The sequence below is a fragment of the Neisseria sp. HMSC31F04 genome (genome assembly GCF_001807735.1).
Taxonomy (GTDB): Bacteria; Pseudomonadota; Gammaproteobacteria; order Burkholderiales; family Neisseriaceae; genus Neisseria; species Neisseria elongata.
Window position 1 is genome coordinate 6875 of record NZ_KV790790.1, and the last position, 18023, is coordinate 24897.

The 18023-nt window shown below is 56.1% G+C and carries 17 protein-coding genes; 10 read left to right on the forward strand and 7 right to left on the reverse strand.

Features of this window, described 5'->3' with window-relative positions; all coding sequences use genetic code 11:
- Positions 1-99 precede the first annotated feature (99 nt).
- Positions 100-888 (reverse strand): polyamine aminopropyltransferase, encoded by a 789-nt coding sequence (locus tag HMPREF3107_RS04070; RefSeq protein ID WP_040666352.1) that lies wholly within the window; start codon positions 886-888, stop codon positions 100-102.
- Between the two features lie 144 nt (positions 889-1032).
- Between HMPREF3107_RS04070 and HMPREF3107_RS04075 the strand changes: the two genes are divergently transcribed.
- From HMPREF3107_RS04075 to HMPREF3107_RS04085, 4 genes are all read left to right on the forward strand, one after another.
- Positions 1033-2547 carry a polyamine aminopropyltransferase gene (locus HMPREF3107_RS04075; protein WP_070453795.1) on the forward strand — a complete coding sequence of 505 codons (1515 nt, stop codon included), beginning with the start codon at positions 1033-1035 and terminating at the stop codon, positions 2545-2547.
- Positions 2548-2630: 83 nt separating this feature from the next.
- Positions 2631-2759 (forward strand): hypothetical protein, encoded by a 129-nt coding sequence (locus tag HMPREF3107_RS12690; RefSeq protein ID WP_256205697.1) that lies wholly within the window; start codon positions 2631-2633, stop codon positions 2757-2759.
- Between the two features lie 101 nt (positions 2760-2860).
- Entirely contained in the window at positions 2861-3622 is a 762-nt protein-coding gene (locus HMPREF3107_RS04080) for a glycosyltransferase family 2 protein (RefSeq protein ID WP_070453797.1), read from the forward strand.
- A 1-nt stretch (position 3623) separates the two neighbouring features.
- A complete protein-coding gene (locus HMPREF3107_RS04085; RefSeq protein WP_070453800.1) occupies positions 3624-4433 on the forward strand; it encodes a glycosyltransferase family 2 protein in 810 nt (269 codons plus the stop codon).
- A gap of 167 nt (positions 4434-4600) precedes the next feature.
- Here the strand turns inward: HMPREF3107_RS04085 and HMPREF3107_RS04090 are convergent, their stop codons facing one another.
- The 4 genes from HMPREF3107_RS04090 to HMPREF3107_RS04105 all read right to left on the reverse strand — a co-directional run bounded on the left by HMPREF3107_RS04090 (position 4601) and on the right by HMPREF3107_RS04105 (position 8046).
- The gene (locus HMPREF3107_RS04090; protein ID WP_070453802.1) at positions 4601-6043 is read right to left on the reverse strand and encodes an NAD-dependent succinate-semialdehyde dehydrogenase; all 1443 of its coding nucleotides are present in this window, start codon (positions 6041-6043) and stop codon (positions 4601-4603) included.
- 153 nt (positions 6044-6196) lie between these two features.
- Positions 6197-6670 (reverse strand): hemerythrin domain-containing protein, encoded by a 474-nt coding sequence (locus tag HMPREF3107_RS04095; protein ID WP_070453804.1) that lies wholly within the window; start codon positions 6668-6670, stop codon positions 6197-6199.
- 142 nt (positions 6671-6812) lie between these two features.
- Positions 6813-7160, reverse strand: a complete 348-nt coding sequence (locus HMPREF3107_RS04100) for a SpoIIAA family protein (RefSeq protein WP_070453805.1) — start codon at positions 7158-7160, stop codon at positions 6813-6815.
- Between the two features lie 25 nt (positions 7161-7185).
- Positions 7186-8046: a DMT family transporter gene (locus HMPREF3107_RS04105; protein WP_070453807.1), complete on the reverse strand. Its 861-nt coding sequence runs from the start codon at positions 8044-8046 to the stop codon at positions 7186-7188.
- A 279-nt stretch (positions 8047-8325) separates the two neighbouring features.
- On the opposite strand from HMPREF3107_RS04105, the gene HMPREF3107_RS04110 reads away from it, so the two are divergent.
- From HMPREF3107_RS04110 to mltB, 3 genes are read left to right on the forward strand one after another with little or no spacing between them, the layout of a single operon-like run.
- Positions 8326-8685 carry a hypothetical protein gene (locus HMPREF3107_RS04110; RefSeq protein WP_070453809.1) on the forward strand — a complete coding sequence of 120 codons (360 nt, stop codon included), beginning with the start codon at positions 8326-8328 and terminating at the stop codon, positions 8683-8685.
- Between the two features lie 4 nt (positions 8686-8689).
- A complete protein-coding gene (locus HMPREF3107_RS04115) occupies positions 8690-9124 on the forward strand; it encodes a protein YgfX (protein ID WP_070453811.1) in 435 nt (144 codons plus the stop codon).
- The gene (mltB, locus tag HMPREF3107_RS04120) at positions 9121-10197 is read left to right on the forward strand and encodes a lytic murein transglycosylase B (protein WP_070453813.1); all 1077 of its coding nucleotides are present in this window, start codon (positions 9121-9123) and stop codon (positions 10195-10197) included. The genes HMPREF3107_RS04115 and mltB overlap by 4 nt, the downstream gene beginning before the upstream one ends.
- A 116-nt stretch (positions 10198-10313) precedes the next feature.
- Here mltB and HMPREF3107_RS04125 read toward each other — a convergent pair whose 3' ends face one another.
- Entirely contained in the window at positions 10314-11213 is a 900-nt protein-coding gene (locus HMPREF3107_RS04125; RefSeq protein WP_070453815.1) for a Dyp-type peroxidase, read from the reverse strand.
- A gap of 84 nt (positions 11214-11297) precedes the next feature.
- Complete coding sequence (dld, locus tag HMPREF3107_RS04130) at positions 11298-12989, reverse strand: D-lactate dehydrogenase (protein ID WP_070453818.1); 1692 nt, start codon at positions 12987-12989, stop codon at positions 11298-11300.
- Positions 12990-13462: 473 nt separating this feature from the next.
- Between dld and HMPREF3107_RS04135 the strand changes: the two genes are divergently transcribed.
- The 3 genes from HMPREF3107_RS04135 (at position 13463) to pnp (ending at position 17923) form a co-directional block, all read left to right on the forward strand.
- Complete coding sequence (locus HMPREF3107_RS04135) at positions 13463-14140, forward strand: response regulator transcription factor (protein WP_003774461.1); 678 nt, start codon at positions 13463-13465, stop codon at positions 14138-14140.
- A 19-nt stretch (positions 14141-14159) separates the two neighbouring features.
- Positions 14160-15563 carry a HAMP domain-containing sensor histidine kinase gene (locus HMPREF3107_RS04140; RefSeq protein WP_070453820.1) on the forward strand — a complete coding sequence of 468 codons (1404 nt, stop codon included), beginning with the start codon at positions 14160-14162 and terminating at the stop codon, positions 15561-15563.
- Positions 15564-15817: 254 nt separating this feature from the next.
- Positions 15818-17923, forward strand: coding sequence for a polyribonucleotide nucleotidyltransferase (gene pnp, locus HMPREF3107_RS04145; protein WP_070453821.1), 2106 nt, complete (start codon positions 15818-15820; stop codon positions 17921-17923).
- Positions 17924-18023 lie beyond the last annotated feature (100 nt).

An 18023-nucleotide genomic window follows, 5' to 3' on the forward strand; every position in this document is an offset into this window, starting at 1 on the left:
CCAGGAAGCGGAGTTTCTGCGGAGCTAAAACGGATTTCCCGAAGGAAGCGAAGTTTTCAGACGGCCTTTCTGCCTGTCGCATGGGCATCGGATGGTAAATCAGAAATGCAGGTGTTTGCCGTTGTGCGGATTGGCGGATTTGAGGGCGGAGAACAGGGCGGGGAAGTCGAGCGGATATTGCCGCGCCAGCTGTTCCGCCCGTTTTTTCAGCGAGTCGAGATTCAGTTCCGCCGGAGTTTGCCGGAAGGCCATCACGGCAATGTTGCCGTGGCTTTCCGCCGGCACTTCCAATACTCTTCCGTCAAACGCTTCCTTCAAATCGGCAACAAAGCGCGGATAGCGTTTGTCGCCGCTCCACCAGTTGGTCATAAAAATGCCTTTGTCCGACAAAGCCTGCCGGCAGTCGGCAAAAAATCCGGGGCTGACCAAATCGTCGATAATCTGTTCGCCGTCGAAACCGTCGGTCAGGATGATGTCGGTGCCGCCGCGCAGGGTTTTGACGTATTGCGCGCCGTCGGCCTCGACGATTTCGAATGTTTCCCCTTCAAACGGCAGCTCGAACAGGCCGCGCGCCACGGCGATGACGTTCGGGTTGATTTCCACCGCAGTTTGGCGGCAGTCGGGCAGGCAGGCGTCTATCCAGCGGGCGAACGAACCGCCGCCCAGCCCGATTTGCGTGATGTGGACGGGCGGGTCGGCAAACAGCAGCCAGGCCATCATCGCGCGGCTGTACGATAAAACCAGCTCGGTCGGATTGTCGAGGTTCATCGAACTTTGGATGGTGTCGCTGCCCAGATGGAGGGAGCGGATGTTGCCGGTTTCGGAAATGCCGACTTCGGGCATGGCGGGGCGCGCGGGGCGCAGGCGGTGGTAGGGATGGCGGGCCATAAATTCGGAATCAGGTTGCGTAAGGGCGGCATTTTAACCCATTTGCCCGCAGGGTCGGGAATTTCCCCGCCCGCTCCGCCGTGTCGAAAAATGGCGTTATCCGCTATATAATCGCCGCTTTTCCCCACAGGCCGTCTGAAAGACATGAAACTCAACCGCACGCTGATTGTTTCCGTTTTCGTCGTCGCAAGCTGCGGTTTGGCTTACGAGCTGATTATGGCCGCGCTGGCCAGCTACTTGCTCGGCGACAGCATTTTGCAGTTTTCCTCGATTATCGGCCTTTATCTGTTCGCCATGGGCATCGGGGCGCATCTGACTAAGTACATCAAAGACGAAGACACCCTGCGCCGCTTTATCGAAATCGAGCTGCTGGTGGGCGTTATCGGCGGCATATCGGCCTTGGCCTTGTTTGTGGCCTTCGGGCTGGCCGCCGCGCCGTTCCGCACGCTGCTGTACGCGCTGGTGCTGGTGGTCGGAACGGTGGTGGGCATGGAGATTCCGCTGGTGATGCGGGTGTTGAACCGCGAAGAGGCGGACTTCAAAGAGCTGGTGTCCAAGGTGCTGACTTTCGACTATCTCGGCGCGCTGGCGGTTTCGCTGCTGTTCCCGCTGGTGCTCGCCCCGCGGCTGGGCATGGCGCGTTCGGCCCTGCTGTTCGGCATATTGAATGCCGCCGTCGCGCTGCTGACCGCCCGCATCTTCAAAGGCCGTCTGAAAAATTACCGGGGGCTGCAAATCCGCGGATGGACGGTGCTGATGTTCCTGCTGCTGGCCTTTGCCTACGCCAACCGCATTACCTTCCGCGCCGAACAGAGTTATTTCGGCGATCCGGTGGTGTTTGAAAGCCATTCGCCCTACCAGCGGCTGGTGGTAACGCAGTGGAAAAACGATACGCGGCTCTACATCAACGGCAACCTGCAATTTTCTTCGCGCGACGAAGCGCGTTACCACGAAGCCCTGGTGCTGCCCGCCATGCAGATGGTGCAAAAGGCGGAAAACGTGTTGATTTTGGGCGGCGGCGACGGACTGGCCGCGCGGGAAGTGCTGAAATACCCGCAGGTAAAACAGCTCACGCTGGTGGATTTGGATCCCGAAATGACCAAAACCTTCCGCACGTCGGCCACACTGAGCAGCCTGAACCAAGGTTCGCTGTCGCACCCGAAAACCAAAGTCGTCAATGACGACGCGGCAAAATGGCTGGAGGAAAACGAAGGCCGTTTCGACGTCATCATCATCGACCTGCCCGACCCCTCCAACTTCTCGCTCGGCAAACTGTATTCCGTGCCGATGTACCGCCTGGTCGCCCGCCGTCTTGCGCCGCAGGGCAAAATCGTCGTCCAGTCCACCTCGCCCTATTTCGCGCCCAACGCCTATTGGTCGGTGGTGGCCACGCTGGAGGCCGCAGGGCTGCATACCGCGCCGTATCACGTTTACGTCCCTTCGTTCGGCGAATGGGGCTTTGTGCTGGCCGGCCGTGAAAACCGCTTCCCCGTTCCCGCCGCGTTCTCCGTCCCCACCCGCTATCTGAACGGGGAAACCGCTGCCGAAATGTTCGACTTCCCGCCCGATATGGCGCGGCGGCCGGTGGAGGCGAATTATCTGAACAACCAAATGCTGGTCAATTATTTCGAACGCGACTGGGCGGAAGTCATCCGTTAGCGGGTATGGCGGCGCGGGAGGCGGTTGTTTTGCCCGCGTCAAGCGGGTACACTCGCGCCTGCCGAAAATGTCAGGATTCCATCATGCAGAATTTTCTCTTTATCTTTACCGCCGTTACCGTGGCCGCCTTCATCGCGGCCGGTATTTATTTCTTGATCGGTGCGATTAAAGAAGGGCGCGAAGAGCGCGAACGCAACCGCATCAACCATTAAACCATGCAGGCCGTCCGAAAACACCGGGGCACGGTTCGGCAACACCGCACCGCCGTATTTTCAGACGGCCTTTCCAACGGACGACGAATGAGGGCAGACCCATGGCGAGCGACATCAGCGTACTGATTTTGGCCAGAAACGAAGAGGCAAACATCCGCGAATGCATCGAAAGCTGCACTTTTGCCGGAGAAGTCATCGTCATCGACGACTTCAGCACTGACGACACCGAAAAAATCGCCGAAGCATGCGGCGCGAGGGTCATACGCCGCGCCATGGACGGCGACTGGGGCGGACAGCAGACCTTCGCCGTCGAACAGGCGCGCTGCGGCTGGATTTTCTTCATCGATGCCGACGAACGCTGCACGCCCGAGGCGGCCGAAGAAATCGCCCGAACGGTGGAAAAAGGCGAAAAAGCCGCCTATTGGCTCAGACGGCAAAACCGCTTCCGCCACAACAAAGCCGTACACGGCGTGTTGCGGCCGGATTACGTCTGCCGCCTGATGCCGACGGAGGGCGTGCGGGTCGAAGGCTACGTCCATCCCGCCATCCTGCATCCCTACGCGGACAAAAAACTGCAACACTTCCTGCTACACTACACCTACGACAACTGGGACCAATATTTCAACAAATTCAACAAATACACCAAACTGTCGGCAGAGAAATACAAAGACGCGGGCAAACCGGTCGGCTTCTGGAAAGACATCGTATTGCGGCCGATTTGGGCGTTTATCAAAGTCTATATTTTCGACCGCGGTTTTCTGGACGGCAAAATGGGATGGATACTGTCGGTCAACCACTATTTCTACACCATGACCAAATACGTCAAACTCTACACCCTCTATAAATCCGACGGAAAACTCTAAAATGCGCGCCAGCCTGATTGTTACCACCTACAACCGCCCCGACGCACTGCATCTGGTTTTACAGTCCGTTTTGCAGCAAACCGTCCCGCCGGCGGAAATCATCGTCGCCGACGACGGCTCGGGTGCGGACACTGCTGAAACGGTCGGGCGGTTTGCAAAAACCTCCCCGATACCGGTCAAACACGTTTGGCAGGAAGACCAAGGCTTCCGCGCGGCACAATCGCGCAACCGCGCACTGGCGGCGGCGCAAGGGCCTTACATCGTGCTCATTGACGGGGACATGGTGCTGCATCCCGAATTTATCGCCGACCACCTGGCCGTGGCGCGGGAAGGACGTTGGGTTCAGGGCAGCCGCGTGCTGCTGACCGAGGCCGCCACCGCCGCGTTGCTCTCTTCGCCCCTGCCCGTGCCGTTCAAGCCGCCTTTCTATTCGCAGGGCATCATGAAGAAACACGCCGCCATCCGCTGCCCCAGCCTGATGCTGCTGACGGCTTTGCCCGCAGGCAGCAGCATGAAATCGATTAAAAGCTGCAACATGGGTTTTTTCCTGAAGGATGCGGCAGCCGTAAACGGCTTCGACAACCGCTTTGTCGGCTGGGGCAGGGAAGACAGCGAGTTTGCCGCCCGCCTTTATCATTCCGGCCTCGGCCGCACCAACCTGAAATTCGGCGGACTGGCCTATCATCTTTGGCATCGAGAAGAAGAGCGCGCCTCTTTGCCGAAAAACGATTTGCTGCTGCGGCAGACCCTCGAGTCCCGAGCCGTGCGCTGCGAAAACGGCATGAAGGAGTGTTGCGGCAAGTTCGAATAACAATCCTCCCTATCGCTATTCCCGCTTGCGTTGAGATGGCGAAGCGGATTGGTTCGGGCTAACGTATCGGAATTTAAGTGAATGGGTCATGGTTTGAACGGATAAAAAAGGCCGTCTGAAAAGATATTTCAGACGGCCTTTTTGTCTCAAACTGCCTTTCAGACGGCCTAAATGCCTGCGGTAACGATGTATTTCATTTCCAGGTATTCATCCATGCCGTAGCGCGAGCCTTCGCGCCCCATGCCCGATTGCTTCACACCGCCGAAGGGGGCGGCCGCGTTGGACAGCATGCCTGTGTTCACCGCCACCATGCCGTATTCCAAGGCTTCGGATACGCGGGTGATGCGGCCGATGTCTCGGCTGTACAGATACGATGCCAGGCCGTATTCGGTATCGTTGGCCAGCCGCACGGCTTCTTCTTCGCTTTCGAAGCGGAACAGCGGGGCGACGGGGCCGAAGATTTCTTCTTCTGCCACCGCCATTTCACGCGTTGGGCCGGCGATGACGGCGGGTCGGACGAATAGGCCGTCTGAAAAACCGCCGCATAAGATTTTTCCGCCTTTGGCGCGCGCGTCGTCCAACAGGCGTTCCACATGTGAGACGGCAGCTTCGTCAATCAGCGGGCCGATGTCCGTGCCTTCGTCCATGCCGTTGCCGACTTTCAGTTTTTCCACTTCCGCCGTGAGTTTGGCGGCAAACTCGTCATACACGCCGCTTTGGACGTAGAAGCGGTTGGCGCAGACGCAGGTTTGCCCCGCGTTGCGGAATTTGCTGGCCAGCGCGCCTTGTACGGCGGCGTCGATGTCGGCATCGTCGAAAACGATGAACGGCGCGTTGCCGCCCAGTTCCAGCGAGATTTTTTTCACCGTGGCGGCACATTGGGCCATCAGTTCGCGGCCGACTTCGGTCGAGCCGGTGAAACTGAACTTGCGTACCCGTTCGTCGCCTGTCAGCACGCCGCCGATGGCGCGGGACGAGCCGGTGATGACGTTGAACACGCCCGCGGGAATGCCGGCCCGTTGGGCGAGTTCGGCAACCGCCAGCGCGGACAGCGGTGTTTTCGATGCGGGGCGGACGATGAAGGTGCAGCCTGCCGCCAGTGCGGGCGCGGCTTTGCGGGTAATCATGGCGTTGGGGAAGTTCCACGGCGTGATGGCGGCGCACACGCCGACGGGTTGGCGGATGACGCTGATGCGCTGATCGGCACGCGGGGCGGGGATGGTGTCGCCGTAAACGCGCTTGGCTTCTTCGGCAAACCATTCGATATAGGATGCGCCGTAGGCGATTTCGCCGCGCGCTTCGGCCAGCGGCTTGCCTTGTTCGGCGGTCAGGATGCGCGCCAGGTCGTCTTGGTGCGCCGTCATCAGGTCGAACCAGCGGCGCAGGATGCGGCTGCGTTCGGCGGCGGGGCGTGCCGCCCAGTCTTTTTGCGCGGCGGCTGCGGCGGCAACTGCGGCGCGGGTTTCGCTTTCACCCATATCGGGTACGTCGGCCAAGTGCTCGCCTGTGGCGGGGTTGCGCACGGACAGGGTGCGGCCGCTTTCGGCATGCCGCCATGTGCCGTCAATCAGGCATTCGGTTTTGAACAGGGTGTTGTCGTTCAGTTTCATGCTGCTCCTCCTTTTTTGTTGCGATGCCGGATTCGTGAGGCCGTCTGAAAAGGCGGAAAATGAAATCCGGGCGTTTTGCAGGTGGTGCAAAACGCCCGAAACTATACGCCTGACGGCGGGTTTTGTCTTTTCAGACGGCCTCTGGGGCAGGGCTCAGCCGTTCAGGGTGCGGGCGAAGAGGATGTTGTTTTCCAGTTCGATGTGGTCGGCCAAATCGTCGGTGAATTCTTTGGCCAGGGCGTACAGCCGCTGCCATGAGCCGCAGGCGTTTTCCGGCGGGGTGAAGTCGTTGGTCAGGCTGCGCAGTTGGGCAATCGCGCCCTGATGGTCGTCGTGTTCGTGCATCATCATGCGGATGGGCATGGCCGCACCGCTGCCCGCGCCTTGGTCTATCATGGGGAACAGGATGCGTTCTTCTTTCATCATGTGGCTCAGCAATTCGTTTTGAATCGCCTGCACCAGCGGGACGAAATCTTCGGGAAAGCTGCCGGTGTGCACTTCGGCCACTTTTTCGCCCAGTTCCAGCATTTCGGCCATTTGGCTGCGGTGGGTGTCGTGATAGCGGGGGACGATGTGGGCAGTGATGTTGTTCAGCGGGGCGTTTTGCCAGATGCTCAGGTCAGTCATGGTTGTGTTCCTTTTTTATCGTGTTGTTTAAAGATGCGGATTATAGGAATGTTTTGCCGGCGGGGCAAACAAAGAGAGGCCGTCTGAAAAACGCTTCGCGGCAAAAAGCGTTTTCAGACGGCCTTTATGGTTTATCCGGGACTTATTCGCCCAACAGCCAAGCCTGAGCTTCGGCGGCGGTGTCGAAGTATTTCGGGTGGGTGCGGGTCAGCAGGTCGGAGATGTGGGTAGCGAATTTGATCCAGATGTCGTCCACCACAATGGCGATGCGGCCGAAGTCTTTGTCGTGCGCGTTGACGAATTTCAACTGCTCCCAAGCCATATCGATGGTGAAGTCTTTCAACATGCTCAAATCCAGCAGCAGGTCGGGGCGGTGGACGCGTTCGACGGCTTGAAGTATGGCTTGTTCCAACTCGCGGAAATCTTCGAGGGTAAATTCGTTGTAGAGCGCGACGTTCAAGCCGTAGCTTTGTTCTCGGATGGAAATCATGATTCAGCCTTTCTGTTATGGGAGTTTATTTTTTCAAACCGCTCAAAATGCCGCCGACGATAATAATACCGATACCCAGCCATTCCTGCCAGCCGATTTGCTCGTTAAACAGCACAATGCCGGACAGTGTGGAAAAGACGACGGTCAGATAAGCCAGCGCGGCAACGGTGAATTTCCGGCCGACGGCGTAGGCGTGGGTCATGGTCAGCTGCGCCAGCATGGCAGACGCGCCGATGCCGAGCAGGTAGGGCAGCGATTGCAGGGAAGGGTGGTGCCAGCCGGTAAACGTGGCCAGCACCGCGCCCATTATCATGCCGACCAGCGAGAGGTAGAACACTACCCGCCAGGCCGGTTCGCCCGCCAGGGAAAGTTCGCGCACCTGCAAATATGCCCAGCCCGACAGCAGGCCGCCGCATAGGCCGACGGATGCGGCGAAAACCTGCCCGCCGCCCACCGACGGGTGCAGCAGCAGGACCACGCCGGCAAAGCCCAGCAACAGTACGCCCTGCATATAGAGCGAAATCCGTTCGCGCAGCACGATAAACGACAAGACGGCGAGGAAAATCGAGGAGGTATAGGAGAGGGTTACGCCGGTGGCCAGCGACAGGTGCATCACGGCATAGAAGTTGCACATCATGGCCACTGTGCCGACGACGCTGCGGTTGAGGTGGCGCGGCAGGTTCGGCGTGGAAAAGGTTTTTCCCTGCAATTTGGCCAGCCCGCCCAGCACCACGGCGGCAAACAGCATGCGCCAGAAAACCAGCTCGCCGCTGCCCATGCCGAATTTTTGATGGGCGGCTTTGATGCAGAGGTTCATCAAGGTGAAAAACAGGGCGGCGGCAATCATCCAGGCCGACCCTAAAAGCTCTCGGTTTTGTGCTTTCATGGCTGGGTAAGGTAAAGAGGCCGTCTGAAACGGCTGAAAACGGGGATTATACGGGAAAGCAAGGTGTAGAGGCCGTCTGAAAGTTTGGAGCGGGCGCGGGCGGCTGTTTGGCGTAACCGCTATTGTCGTGCTGCGGCTTCGTTTTAGCTTCGCAGAAACTCCGCTTCCTGACGGAAGCTTCGTTTTAGCTCCGCAGAAACTCCGCTTCCTGGCGGAAGCTTCGTTTTCAGACGGCCTGTTATCCAGTACAATCCCCTGCCTTTGTTGTAAGGAAACGATATGTATTTTGTAGACCGCAGTGCCGTGGTGCTGAAACCGACGCAGAAATTCCTCGATTGGCTGAAGTCCACCGATGAAAATATGCCCGAATTGACGTTGGAGCAGATACGCAGCAACTGCTCGGTGTTTTTGGTGCCCGAGTTCGATATGCCGGAAGCGGTGGTCGGCTATTTCGACGAACGTTACCGCCAAATTTTCGAAGCGGAAGTCTCTTCATGGGAAGTGCCGCAGAAGCATTGGCCGCAAGATATGGGCTTACAGGCTTTCTGGGAATTTTTCGATGTCGAAATCCACGATATGGTGTTGGATATGGATGATGCCGACATCAAAATCGAGCCTGTATTCGACAACATGATGTAATACCGTGCAGCCGTTTATCGTCGAAGTCAGGCCTTCGCGGATGCTGATTGTTTTGGTCGTTGCCCTGCATGTTGCTGCCATCGCCGTCTGCGGGCTGTATTTCGAAGGATGGCGGATGGCGGCAGGTTTGGCCGCTTTGGCGTTTTCGCTTCTCTACGCCTTATATGCCGGCTGCGGTTTCGGCCGTGATTCGGTTGCCCGCATCAGCATCGATGCCAAGGGCAGGGCGGCATTGCTGATGCGACGGAACCAAACGGCTTTTGAGGCCGTGCTTCTGCCGGGCAGCATGGTTCACCGCGCGGTTTGTTTTTTACACTGGCGCGTGGGCGGGCGGGTTATCCGCCAGTGCCTGCCTGCGGATGCCGCCGGACGGCAGGCTTACCGCCGCCTGACAATATGGGCGCGCTACGGCCAACCCAAACACAAGGACGGATTATGAAAAAAACACTTCCCTTATTCGCCGCCGCACTGATTCTGGCGGCTTGCAGCTCCGAGCAGAAACCTGCTTCCGAGCCTGTGGTGCGGCAAACAACCGTTACCCCCATGCAGCAAATGCCGAAATTCGATGAGTCTGCCGCCTCCGTGTCGCTGGTGGGTTTCAACGGCAACGACAATGTGCAGCGGTTTATCGATTTTGAAGCGGCAAACGGCCGTTACAATAAAGCCGAACTCCAAGCCTTTTTTAATGGTGTGGTGTATAAACCCAATATTATCAATATCATGAATAAGCCGGGTACGTCGCGGCCGTGGTATGAATTCCAAAAAGGCAATGCGGGGGCGGCCAAAATCGCCGACGGCCGCAATTTCTATATGAAAAACCGCCAGGTCATCGACCAAGTGGCGCGAGAATACGGCGTACCGGCGGAAGTCATCGTCGCTATCGTCGGCATCGAAACCAATTACGGCCGCAATATGGGCAGCTTCCGTTTGGCCGATTCGCTTTCCACGCTGGCTTTCGATTATCCGCGCCGTGCGGACTTCTTCCGAAAAGAGCTGCACGAGCTCTTGCTGATGAGCAAAGAGGAAAATCAGGATCCGTTCTGGTTTACCGGCAGTTATGCCGGCGCGATGGGTATGCCGCAATTTATGCCTTCGAGTTACCGCAAATGGGCGGTGGATTACGACCGCGACGGGCATAGGAACATTTGGGGCAGCGTACCCGATGTGGCCGCATCTGTGGCGAATTACCTGAAATCGCACGGTTGGAAGACGGGCGGGAAAATGGTGATTCCGGTGCTGCTCACACCGACTCCGAAGCTCGAGGCGGTTATCGAGGAAAAAACCGAGTTGAAATACACCGTCGGCCAGTTGCGCCGGATGGGGGTTGAAATCCAAGAGCCGGTGGCCGATCACGAGCGCGCGGTTTTATTCAAGCTGGAAGTTTCGCCCGGCCTTTACGAATACTATATCGGCCTGAATAATTTTTATGCGGTTTGGCAGTACAACCACAGCCGGATGTATGTAACCGCCGTATGCGATATTGCCAACGGTGTCGGTTCGGGCGGTTTGTAGGCGGTTGGATGGAGGCCGTCTGAAAAGGCCGAACCAAACAAAATCAGGACAATGCAAAGCCGCGTTGTCCTGATTTTTGTATTTGCCGTTTCAGACGGCCTCAACGTTCCAAAGCCTTACAAATCGGCCAGACGCTCGACGCTCGGCGCATAGTAATAGGCACTGCGTTTGGCGGTGGACATGTGTTTCAGCAGTAGGTCGATTTTGCCGTCTTTTTCGCCGAACATAAATTTCAGCTGTTCGTCGATGTTGTGCAGGCTGGCGCAGTAGGCGATGAATTGCAGGCCGTGTTCGCCGCCGACTTGGCCGAAAGGCAGGCTGCGGCGGACGATTTTCAGGCCGACGCCGTTTTCTTTGATGTTGGTACGGCCCAGGTGCGAATCGGGCAGCCGCTCTTCGCGGGGAAATTCGATGTTGTCGGCTTTGCTGCGGCCTACGGCCTGTTCTTGTTCGGTTACGCTGATGTTGTCCCATTTTTTCAGGTCGTGCAGGTATTGCTGCAGCACCACATAGCTGCCGCCCGCGCTTTCTCCTTCGGCAATGATGCCGACGGAGGCGATTTTTTCGTCGCCGTGCGGGTTTTCCGTGCCGTCTACGAAGCCGTCCAAGCCGCGTTCTTCCGGCATACGGAAGCCGTGGGTTTCGTTTTTCATTTCAACCGATTCGCCGAAGGCGGCCATCACTTTTTCCGCCAGCAGGTAGTTCAGGCCGGTATGGGTGGATTGGATGTGTATCATCAAATCGCATTGGGTGGCGGGGCACAGGCCGTTGCCCAGCAGCACGAACGGGCGGATTTCTTCGCCTTCGCCGTTGTGGTTCAGGCTGCGCCAAAAATCCGCACCGAAGGCGATGGTCATACCCAGTTCGTGTCCGGGGAAACGGGCTTGACAGTCGGTCAGTGCGGCGATGGCTTCGCGGCAGGCGGTTTTGACTTTCGCCGCATCGCGCACGTCGGCTTCGATGTAGATGGCGGCGGTAATGGTTTCGGGGATGATGGCGGATTGCGGGGTGCTCATATGGGTTTCCTTTCTTTTGTTCGGTTTGAGGTGATGGAGGCCGTCTGAAGGATGGTTTTCGGTTTTTCAGACGGCCTCATTGTCTTACTCGGCCCAGTTTTTCTTCTTGCTGGTTTTGCCTATACCCGGATTGAAGCTGTTGGTCGGGTCGAGTTTGCGGTAGAACTGTTTGAGCGCGGGTTTCGCTTCGTATAAATGGCCGACGTTGTGCTCGGCGGGATATTGCGCGCCGCGTTGGTCTAAGAGATGCAGCATTTCGTGTTCCAATGCCATGCAGTCGTTGCCTTTTTTGATGATGTAATCCTGATGGAAAACGTGGCACATGAAATGTCCGTAGTAGAGCTTGTGGATGATTTTATTGTCGATTTCCTGCGGCAGTTTTTCAAACCAATCGCGGTCGTCGCGGCGCAGGGCGATGTCCAGCGCGACCAAATCTTCCACTTCGTCATCATGCACGGCGCGGTAGCGGATGGCGGCGGAAGCGACGGCAAAGCGGTGCAGCATGGCAGCTTGGGTTTCTTCGGCGTTGCATTCGAAAAACGCGCCGCCGTGGTGTGCAAAATACTCTTTCAGGAACGCGCGCGCTTCATCGACGCCTTTTCCGCCCATTTTCAGAATCAGATGGTGTTCGTATTTGTCGCGGTAATCGCGCATGGATTTAGGTAGGTGGTCGGGCAGGTATTTGCTGACGAACTGCATGACTTTGTCGGAAAAATGTTTGGGTAGGAAGCTGACTTTTTTGCCGAATCGGTCAACTTTGGCTTTGAAATCAAATAATTTCGGCAGTTGGTGCGTACCGAATTTTTTGATGACGTAGAACGTATCTTTGCCGTACACGTCGGCAATATCGAAAGCGTCACGATGGATGTATTCGCCGGAAACGGGCAGGCTTTCAAATTCGCCCAAGGCGGCGCGGCGGATGTCGGTCAGTTCGTTGATGTCGTTGGTGCCAATGTAGAACACGGCGGTTTGTTTTTCTTGCGGGAAAGTGTCCAAACGAACGGCAAAAACCATCAGTTTGCCCGCACAACCGGACGCTTCGTAATGGCGCGCCGGGTCGGCATTAAAACGCGCGGCGGTCGGCTCGTCCACTTGGCGAACATGGTCGCAATAGGCATGGTCGTGTCCTTTGCCCGCGTCTTGCGTGATGTCTTTTCTCTGATAATGATGGCCTTGAAGATTGGTCAGGATTTCTTCGGGCGTATCGCCCAAATCTATGCCCAGATGGTTGACCAGCTCCAGTTTGCCCTCTTTGTTGATTTGGGCGAACAGCGCCATTTCTGTGTAGGCCGGGCCGCGCTGCACCAATGCGCCGCCGGAGTTGTTGCACACGCCGCCCAAGACGGACGCGCCGATACATGAAGAGCCGATGACCGAATGCGGTTCGCGCCCCAAAGGTTTCAGCAGCAATTCGAGCTGGTTCAGGGTCGAGCCGGGCAGGCAGACAACTTGTTCGTTGTTGTTGATGGTTTGGATAATGTTCATCCGCATGGTGTTTACAATCACGATGTCGCGGTCGTAATCGTTGCCGTCGGGGGTCGAGCCGCCCGTCAAACCGGTATTCGCCGCCTGCGTAATCACAATCACGTCCGCTTCAACGCAGGCCTGCAAAATTTTCCACATTTCCAGAATGGTTCCGGGGCGCACCACCGCCAACGCCTTGCCCTCGCCGAAACGGTAGCCTTGACGGTATTGTTCGGTTTTCGCGGGGTCGGTGATGATGTATTTTTCGCCGACGATGCCGGCCAGGTTTCGGGTGAGTTGCGATGCGTCCATAATTGAAGTGCCTTATTGTCTGTGATTGAGTTGAGGCCGTCTGAAAAACCTTTCAGGCGGCCTGGCGGTGCAGCAGGCATTATACTGCCGTGCCGACGGGGTGGACAAATTTAAACAGGTGCTGCAAGCGGGTTGAGGCCGTCTGAAAGCATTTGTACGGCGCGTGTTTTCGGGGAGGCGGGACAGTGCGGGCCAATAAAGGCCGGAAAGGCCGTTTAAATACCGTATCCGTTGCTGTTTCTATGCTGCCTGCATTGTTTGAATTTTTACCTCGGGGTATTTAAACAATTGATATTCCTATATTCTAGCAATGCCTTATCGCGGAACGGCATGAAAAAAATAAATGTTAAGGTGCTTGCATTATTGCAAAAAAGCGCAAACCAGGTGGCCGATATGCTATCTAAAACCGAAGTCGGCATGTTAAGATGGGAAATGTAAAGATTTTGAATCCACCAACCGCAAAGGATTAAACCATGAGCCGAGTATTATTAGTAGACGATGATGCCTTGTTGACCGAACTTCTGACCGAATACCTGACCGCGGAAGGCTTGGAAGTGCGCAGTGTGCCGGACGGCGAGGCCGGTGTCCAGGAAATCTTGTCCGGGCAGTACGACGTGGTGGTTCTCGACTCCATGATGCCGAAAATGAACGGCTTGGACGTATTGAAAACCGTGCGGGCGCAAAGCAGCATCCCGATTATCATGCTGACGGCCAAAGGCGATGATATAGACCGCATTATCGGCTTGGAAATGGGTGCGGACGATTATGTGCCGAAACCGAGTACCCCGCGCGAATTGTTGGCGCGTATCAACGCCATTTTGCGTAGGGCGCAAAACCAGCACGATCAGGGCAATGCTTCCAACAGCCTGTCGGTCAGCAATGTTACCCTTTATCCGTCGAAACGGCAGGCCACTATCGGCGACGGCCCGTTGGAATTGACCAGTACCGAATTCAATCTGCTGGAAGTGCTGATGCGTCATGCAGGGCAGGTTGTCAGCAAGGAAACCCTTTCCATCGAAGCGCTGGATCGCAAGCTGGCCAAATTCGACCGCAGCATCGATGTGCATATTTCCAGTATCCGCCACAAATTGGGCGACGCTTCATTGATTCAAACCGTGCGCGGTTTGGGCTATCTGTTTGTCAAAAACTGATTAGAAAGCCGATGCTCAGATGAAGCTGTTCCAACGTATCTTCGCCACGTTTTGCGCCGTGATTATCTGCGCCATATTCGTGGCGAGTTTTTCATTCTGGCTGGTTCAACAGTCGCAGGCCGAAAACCATTTCAACCAACAGCGTGCGATTGACGAAATTCTGCTGGCCAATGCGGTATCCGCTTTCCGTGTGCGCGGCGAAGCGGGTGCGCGCGAAATGCTGCAGGGCTGGCATGAGGGGCAGGGTCCGGAAAAAATCCTCATCATCACCGGCGACGAACAGAGCGACTTGCTCGGGCGGAAAGTAGATCCCAAGCGGATTGAGAAAGCGCGGGAGTATGCGTTGGAAAATCCGGACAGTAAAAGCGTTCATTTGGAATACGGCCGCTGGGGCGAAGAATATCTGTTTTTCATCCGCAATTGGGACAGCACGGAAATCCAGCGTCGTCCGAGTCCGCTGTATATCCCCGGCCTGCCTTTGGAACAGACGTGGCATGAAATCATCATTTTGGGATTTATTTTCCTGGTCGGCTTGGCTTTGGCCTACATTCTGGCCAACAACATCACGCGCCCCATACGCATTCTCGGGCAAGGGATGAAGCGTTTGGCGGCCGGGGAGTTGGAAACGCGCATTACCCAGCTGATGGATAACCGCGATGACGAACTCTCCCAGCTGGCCATCCAGTTCGACAAAATGGCGCAGCAATTGCAACAGCTGGTGGCCAAAGAGCGGCATTTATTGCACCATGTTTCGCACGAAATGCGTTCGCCGCTGGCGCGTATGCAGGCGATTGTCGGCCTGATACAGTCGCAGCCGCAGAAGCAGGAGCAATATTTGCAGCGTTTGGAAAGCGAACTGGTGCGGATGGACACGCTGGTGGGCGAACTGCTGACCTTGTCGCGTTTGGAAACGGCCAACGTCAAACTTGAAAAAGAGCCTTTGAAACTGGTACCGTTTATGCGGAACCTGGTGGAAGACAGTCAGACTTTAGCGGAGAAAAACGGCCAAATCGTCGAGCTGGTGATAGAAAAAATGCCTGAAGATGCCGAAATATTGGCCAATGAAAGCTACCTCTACCGCGCATTTGACAACGTAATCCGCAATGCCATGAATTACAGCCCCGAGGGCAGCACCATCAAAGTCCATATGGGGCAGGATGCGAAAAATTGGCTGATGGATGTTACCGATAACGGCCCCGGTGTGGCTGAAAACCAATTGCCGCATATTTTCACCGCTTTTTACCGCGCGGACAGCAGCGGCAACAAGCCGGGAACAGGTTTGGGACTGGCCTTGGCCAAACATATCGTCGAACAGCATTGCGGCAACATCAAGGCGGAAAATATGCAGCCGAACGGCTTGCGGGTCTGCTTTATATTTCCGAAAAAAGCCTGTAATGCCTGTATAGACCGAAATCAGAGATAGCATATGAACGGCAGGCCGTCTGAAAACCGTTAAAGTTTCAGACGGCCTTACGCTTGAACAGCCTTTTATGGCATAATCCGTCAGTTTTCAGACGGCCTTTCATTCTTCAAAAAGGTCGTCTGAAAACAAGTTGGCAACTGCCGCATTATTTCCAACCGCCGCATAGTCTGAAACCCTAACACTGCGCATTACCGCCCGGCCGAGTGTGCAGTGTTAGTGTTTTAGCTTTGCGGCCTAAACCGAAAGGACTTCACATGTTCGATAAACATATCAAAACCTTCCAATACGGCAAACATACCGTTACGCTGGAAACAGGCGAAATCGCCCGCCAAGCCGCGGCAGCGGTTAAAGTGTCCATGGGCGACACCGTTGTCTTGGTGGCCGTTACTGCCAACAAAGAAGTAAAAGCAGGGCAGGACTTCTTCCCGCTGACCGTCGATTATCTCGAGCGCACCTATGCCGCAGGTAAAATCCCCGGCGGTTTTTTCAAGCGTGAGGGCAAACAGAGCGAGAAAGAAATCCTCACCAGCCGCCTGATCGACCGCCCCATCCGTCCGTTGTTCCCCGAAGGCTTCTATCACGACATTCAAATCGTAGCCATGGTGGTTTCGCTTGATCCCGAAATCGATTCCGACATTCCCGCCATGATCGGCGCGTCCGCCGCATTGGTATTGAGCGGCGTACCGTTTGCCGGCCCCATCGGTGCGGCACGCGTCGGTTATGCAGACGGCGCATATCTGTTGAACCCGACCAAGTCCGAGCTGGAAAAATCCCAGTTGGATTTAGTGGTGGCCGGTACGGCAAAAGCCGTTCTGATGGTGGAATCCGAAGCGCAAATCCTGCCTGAAGACGTGATGCTCGGCGCAGTGGTGTACGGTCATGAGCAAATGCAGGCCGTCATTGCCGCCATCAACGAATTCGCCGACGAAGTCAATCCCGAAGTGTGGGATTGGAAAGCACCCGAAACCAATGAAGAATTGGTGGCCAAAGTGCGTGAAATCGCAGGCGCAACCATTGCAGAAGCCTTCAAAATCCGTTCCAAACAGGCACGCAGCGCGAAAATCGCCGAAGCATGGTCGGCCGTTGAGGCCGCGCTGATCAACGAAGACACCGATACGTTGGCAGCCAATGAAATCAAAGGCATCTTCAAACATCTGGAAGCCGATGTGGTCCGCGGTCAGATTCTTGACGGACAACCGCGCATCGACGGCCGCGATACCCGCACCGTCCGCCCGATCAATATTCAAACCGGCGTGCTGCCGCGTACCCACGGTTCCGCCCTGTTTACGCGCGGTGAAACCCAAGCCCTTGCCGTAGCCACTTTGGGTACTTCGCGCGACGAGCAAATCATTGACGCGCTCTCCGGCGAATACACCGACCGCTTCATGCTGCATTACAACTTCCCGCCGTATTCCACCGGCGAAGTCGGCCGCATGGGTGCGCCCAAACGCCGCGAAATCGGCCACGGCCGCCTGGCAAAACGCGCATTGATTGCCGTCTTGCCCGAGCCGGAAGATTTCAGCTACACCATGCGTGTCGTATCCGAAATCACTGAATCCAACGGTTCTTCTTCTATGGCCTCCGTCTGTGGCGGCTGCTTGAGCCTGCTGTCTGCCGGCGTGCCGCTGAAAGCACACGTGGCCGGTATCGCGATGGGCTTGATTTTAGAAAACAACAAGTTTGCCGTCTTAACCGATATTCTGGGCGATGAAGACCACTTGGGCGATATGGACTTCAAAGTGGCCGGTACGACCGAAGGCGTTACCGCACTGCAAATGGACATCAAAATCCAAGGCATCACCAAAGAAATCATGCAGATTGCGTTGGATCAGGCTAAAGAAGCCCGCCTGCACATCCTGGCGCAGATGAAAGAAGCCGTTGATGGCCCGCAGGAATTGTCGCAGCATGCCCCGCGCCTGTACACCATGAAAATCAACCCCGATAAAATTCGCGAAGTCATTGGTAAAGGCGGAGAAACCATCCGCGCCATTACTGCCGAGACCGGTACCGAAATCAATATTGAAGACGACGGCACAGTAACAATTGCCGCCACTACATCAGAAGCGGGCGAAGCAGCCAGAAAACGCATCGAAGAAATTACCGCCGAAGTGGAAGTGGGCAAGGTATACGAAGGTACTGTGGTGAAAATCCTCGACAATAATGTCGGTGCAATCGTAACAGTGATGCCGGGCAAAGACGGTTTGGTACACATTAGCGAAATCGCTCACGAGCGTGTGAAAAACGTCGGCGATTATTTGCAGATCGGCCAAACAGTTAATGTGAAAGCTTTGGCGGTAGACGACCGCGGTCGGGTTCGTTTGTCGATGAAAGCCCTGTTGGACAAACCGGCAGCAGAGTAAAGTAGTAGTAGAGGCCGTCTGAAAAGTTTCAGACGGCCTTCTTTCAAGACGGTTTTATATTTTTGAGTTGTGTAAGGCGGCGGCAGCTTTTGCCCAAATT

Excerpts from the sequence above, each read along its gene's own strand:
- HMPREF3107_RS04070 (WP_040666352.1), bottom strand. The coding sequence starts at position 888 with ATGGCCCGCCATCCCTACCACCGCCTGCGCCCCGCGCGCCCCGCCATG.
- HMPREF3107_RS04075 (WP_070453795.1), top strand. The coding sequence starts at position 1,033 with ATGAAACTCAACCGCACGCTGATTGTTTCCGTTTTCGTCGTCGCAAGC.
- HMPREF3107_RS12690 (WP_256205697.1), top strand. The coding sequence starts at position 2,631 with ATGCAGAATTTTCTCTTTATCTTTACCGCCGTTACCGTGGCCGCCTTC.
- HMPREF3107_RS04080 (WP_070453797.1), top strand. The coding sequence starts at position 2,861 with ATGGCGAGCGACATCAGCGTACTGATTTTGGCCAGAAACGAAGAGGCA.
- HMPREF3107_RS04085 (WP_070453800.1), top strand. The coding sequence starts at position 3,624 with ATGCGCGCCAGCCTGATTGTTACCACCTACAACCGCCCCGACGCACTG.
- HMPREF3107_RS04090 (WP_070453802.1), bottom strand. The coding sequence starts at position 6,043 with ATGAAACTGAACGACAACACCCTGTTCAAAACCGAATGCCTGATTGAC.
- HMPREF3107_RS04095 (WP_070453804.1), bottom strand. The coding sequence starts at position 6,670 with ATGACTGACCTGAGCATCTGGCAAAACGCCCCGCTGAACAACATCACT.
- HMPREF3107_RS04100 (WP_070453805.1), bottom strand. The coding sequence starts at position 7,160 with ATGATTTCCATCCGAGAACAAAGCTACGGCTTGAACGTCGCGCTCTAC.
- HMPREF3107_RS04105 (WP_070453807.1), bottom strand. The coding sequence starts at position 8,046 with ATGAAAGCACAAAACCGAGAGCTTTTAGGGTCGGCCTGGATGATTGCC.
- HMPREF3107_RS04110 (WP_070453809.1), top strand. The coding sequence starts at position 8,326 with ATGTATTTTGTAGACCGCAGTGCCGTGGTGCTGAAACCGACGCAGAAA.
- mltB (WP_070453813.1), top strand. The coding sequence starts at position 9,121 with ATGAAAAAAACACTTCCCTTATTCGCCGCCGCACTGATTCTGGCGGCT.
- HMPREF3107_RS04125 (WP_070453815.1), bottom strand. The coding sequence starts at position 11,213 with ATGAGCACCCCGCAATCCGCCATCATCCCCGAAACCATTACCGCCGCC.
- dld (WP_070453818.1), bottom strand. The coding sequence starts at position 12,989 with ATGGACGCATCGCAACTCACCCGAAACCTGGCCGGCATCGTCGGCGAA.
- HMPREF3107_RS04135 (WP_003774461.1), top strand. The coding sequence starts at position 13,463 with ATGAGCCGAGTATTATTAGTAGACGATGATGCCTTGTTGACCGAACTT.
- HMPREF3107_RS04140 (WP_070453820.1), top strand. The coding sequence starts at position 14,160 with ATGAAGCTGTTCCAACGTATCTTCGCCACGTTTTGCGCCGTGATTATC.
- pnp (WP_070453821.1), top strand. The coding sequence starts at position 15,818 with ATGTTCGATAAACATATCAAAACCTTCCAATACGGCAAACATACCGTT.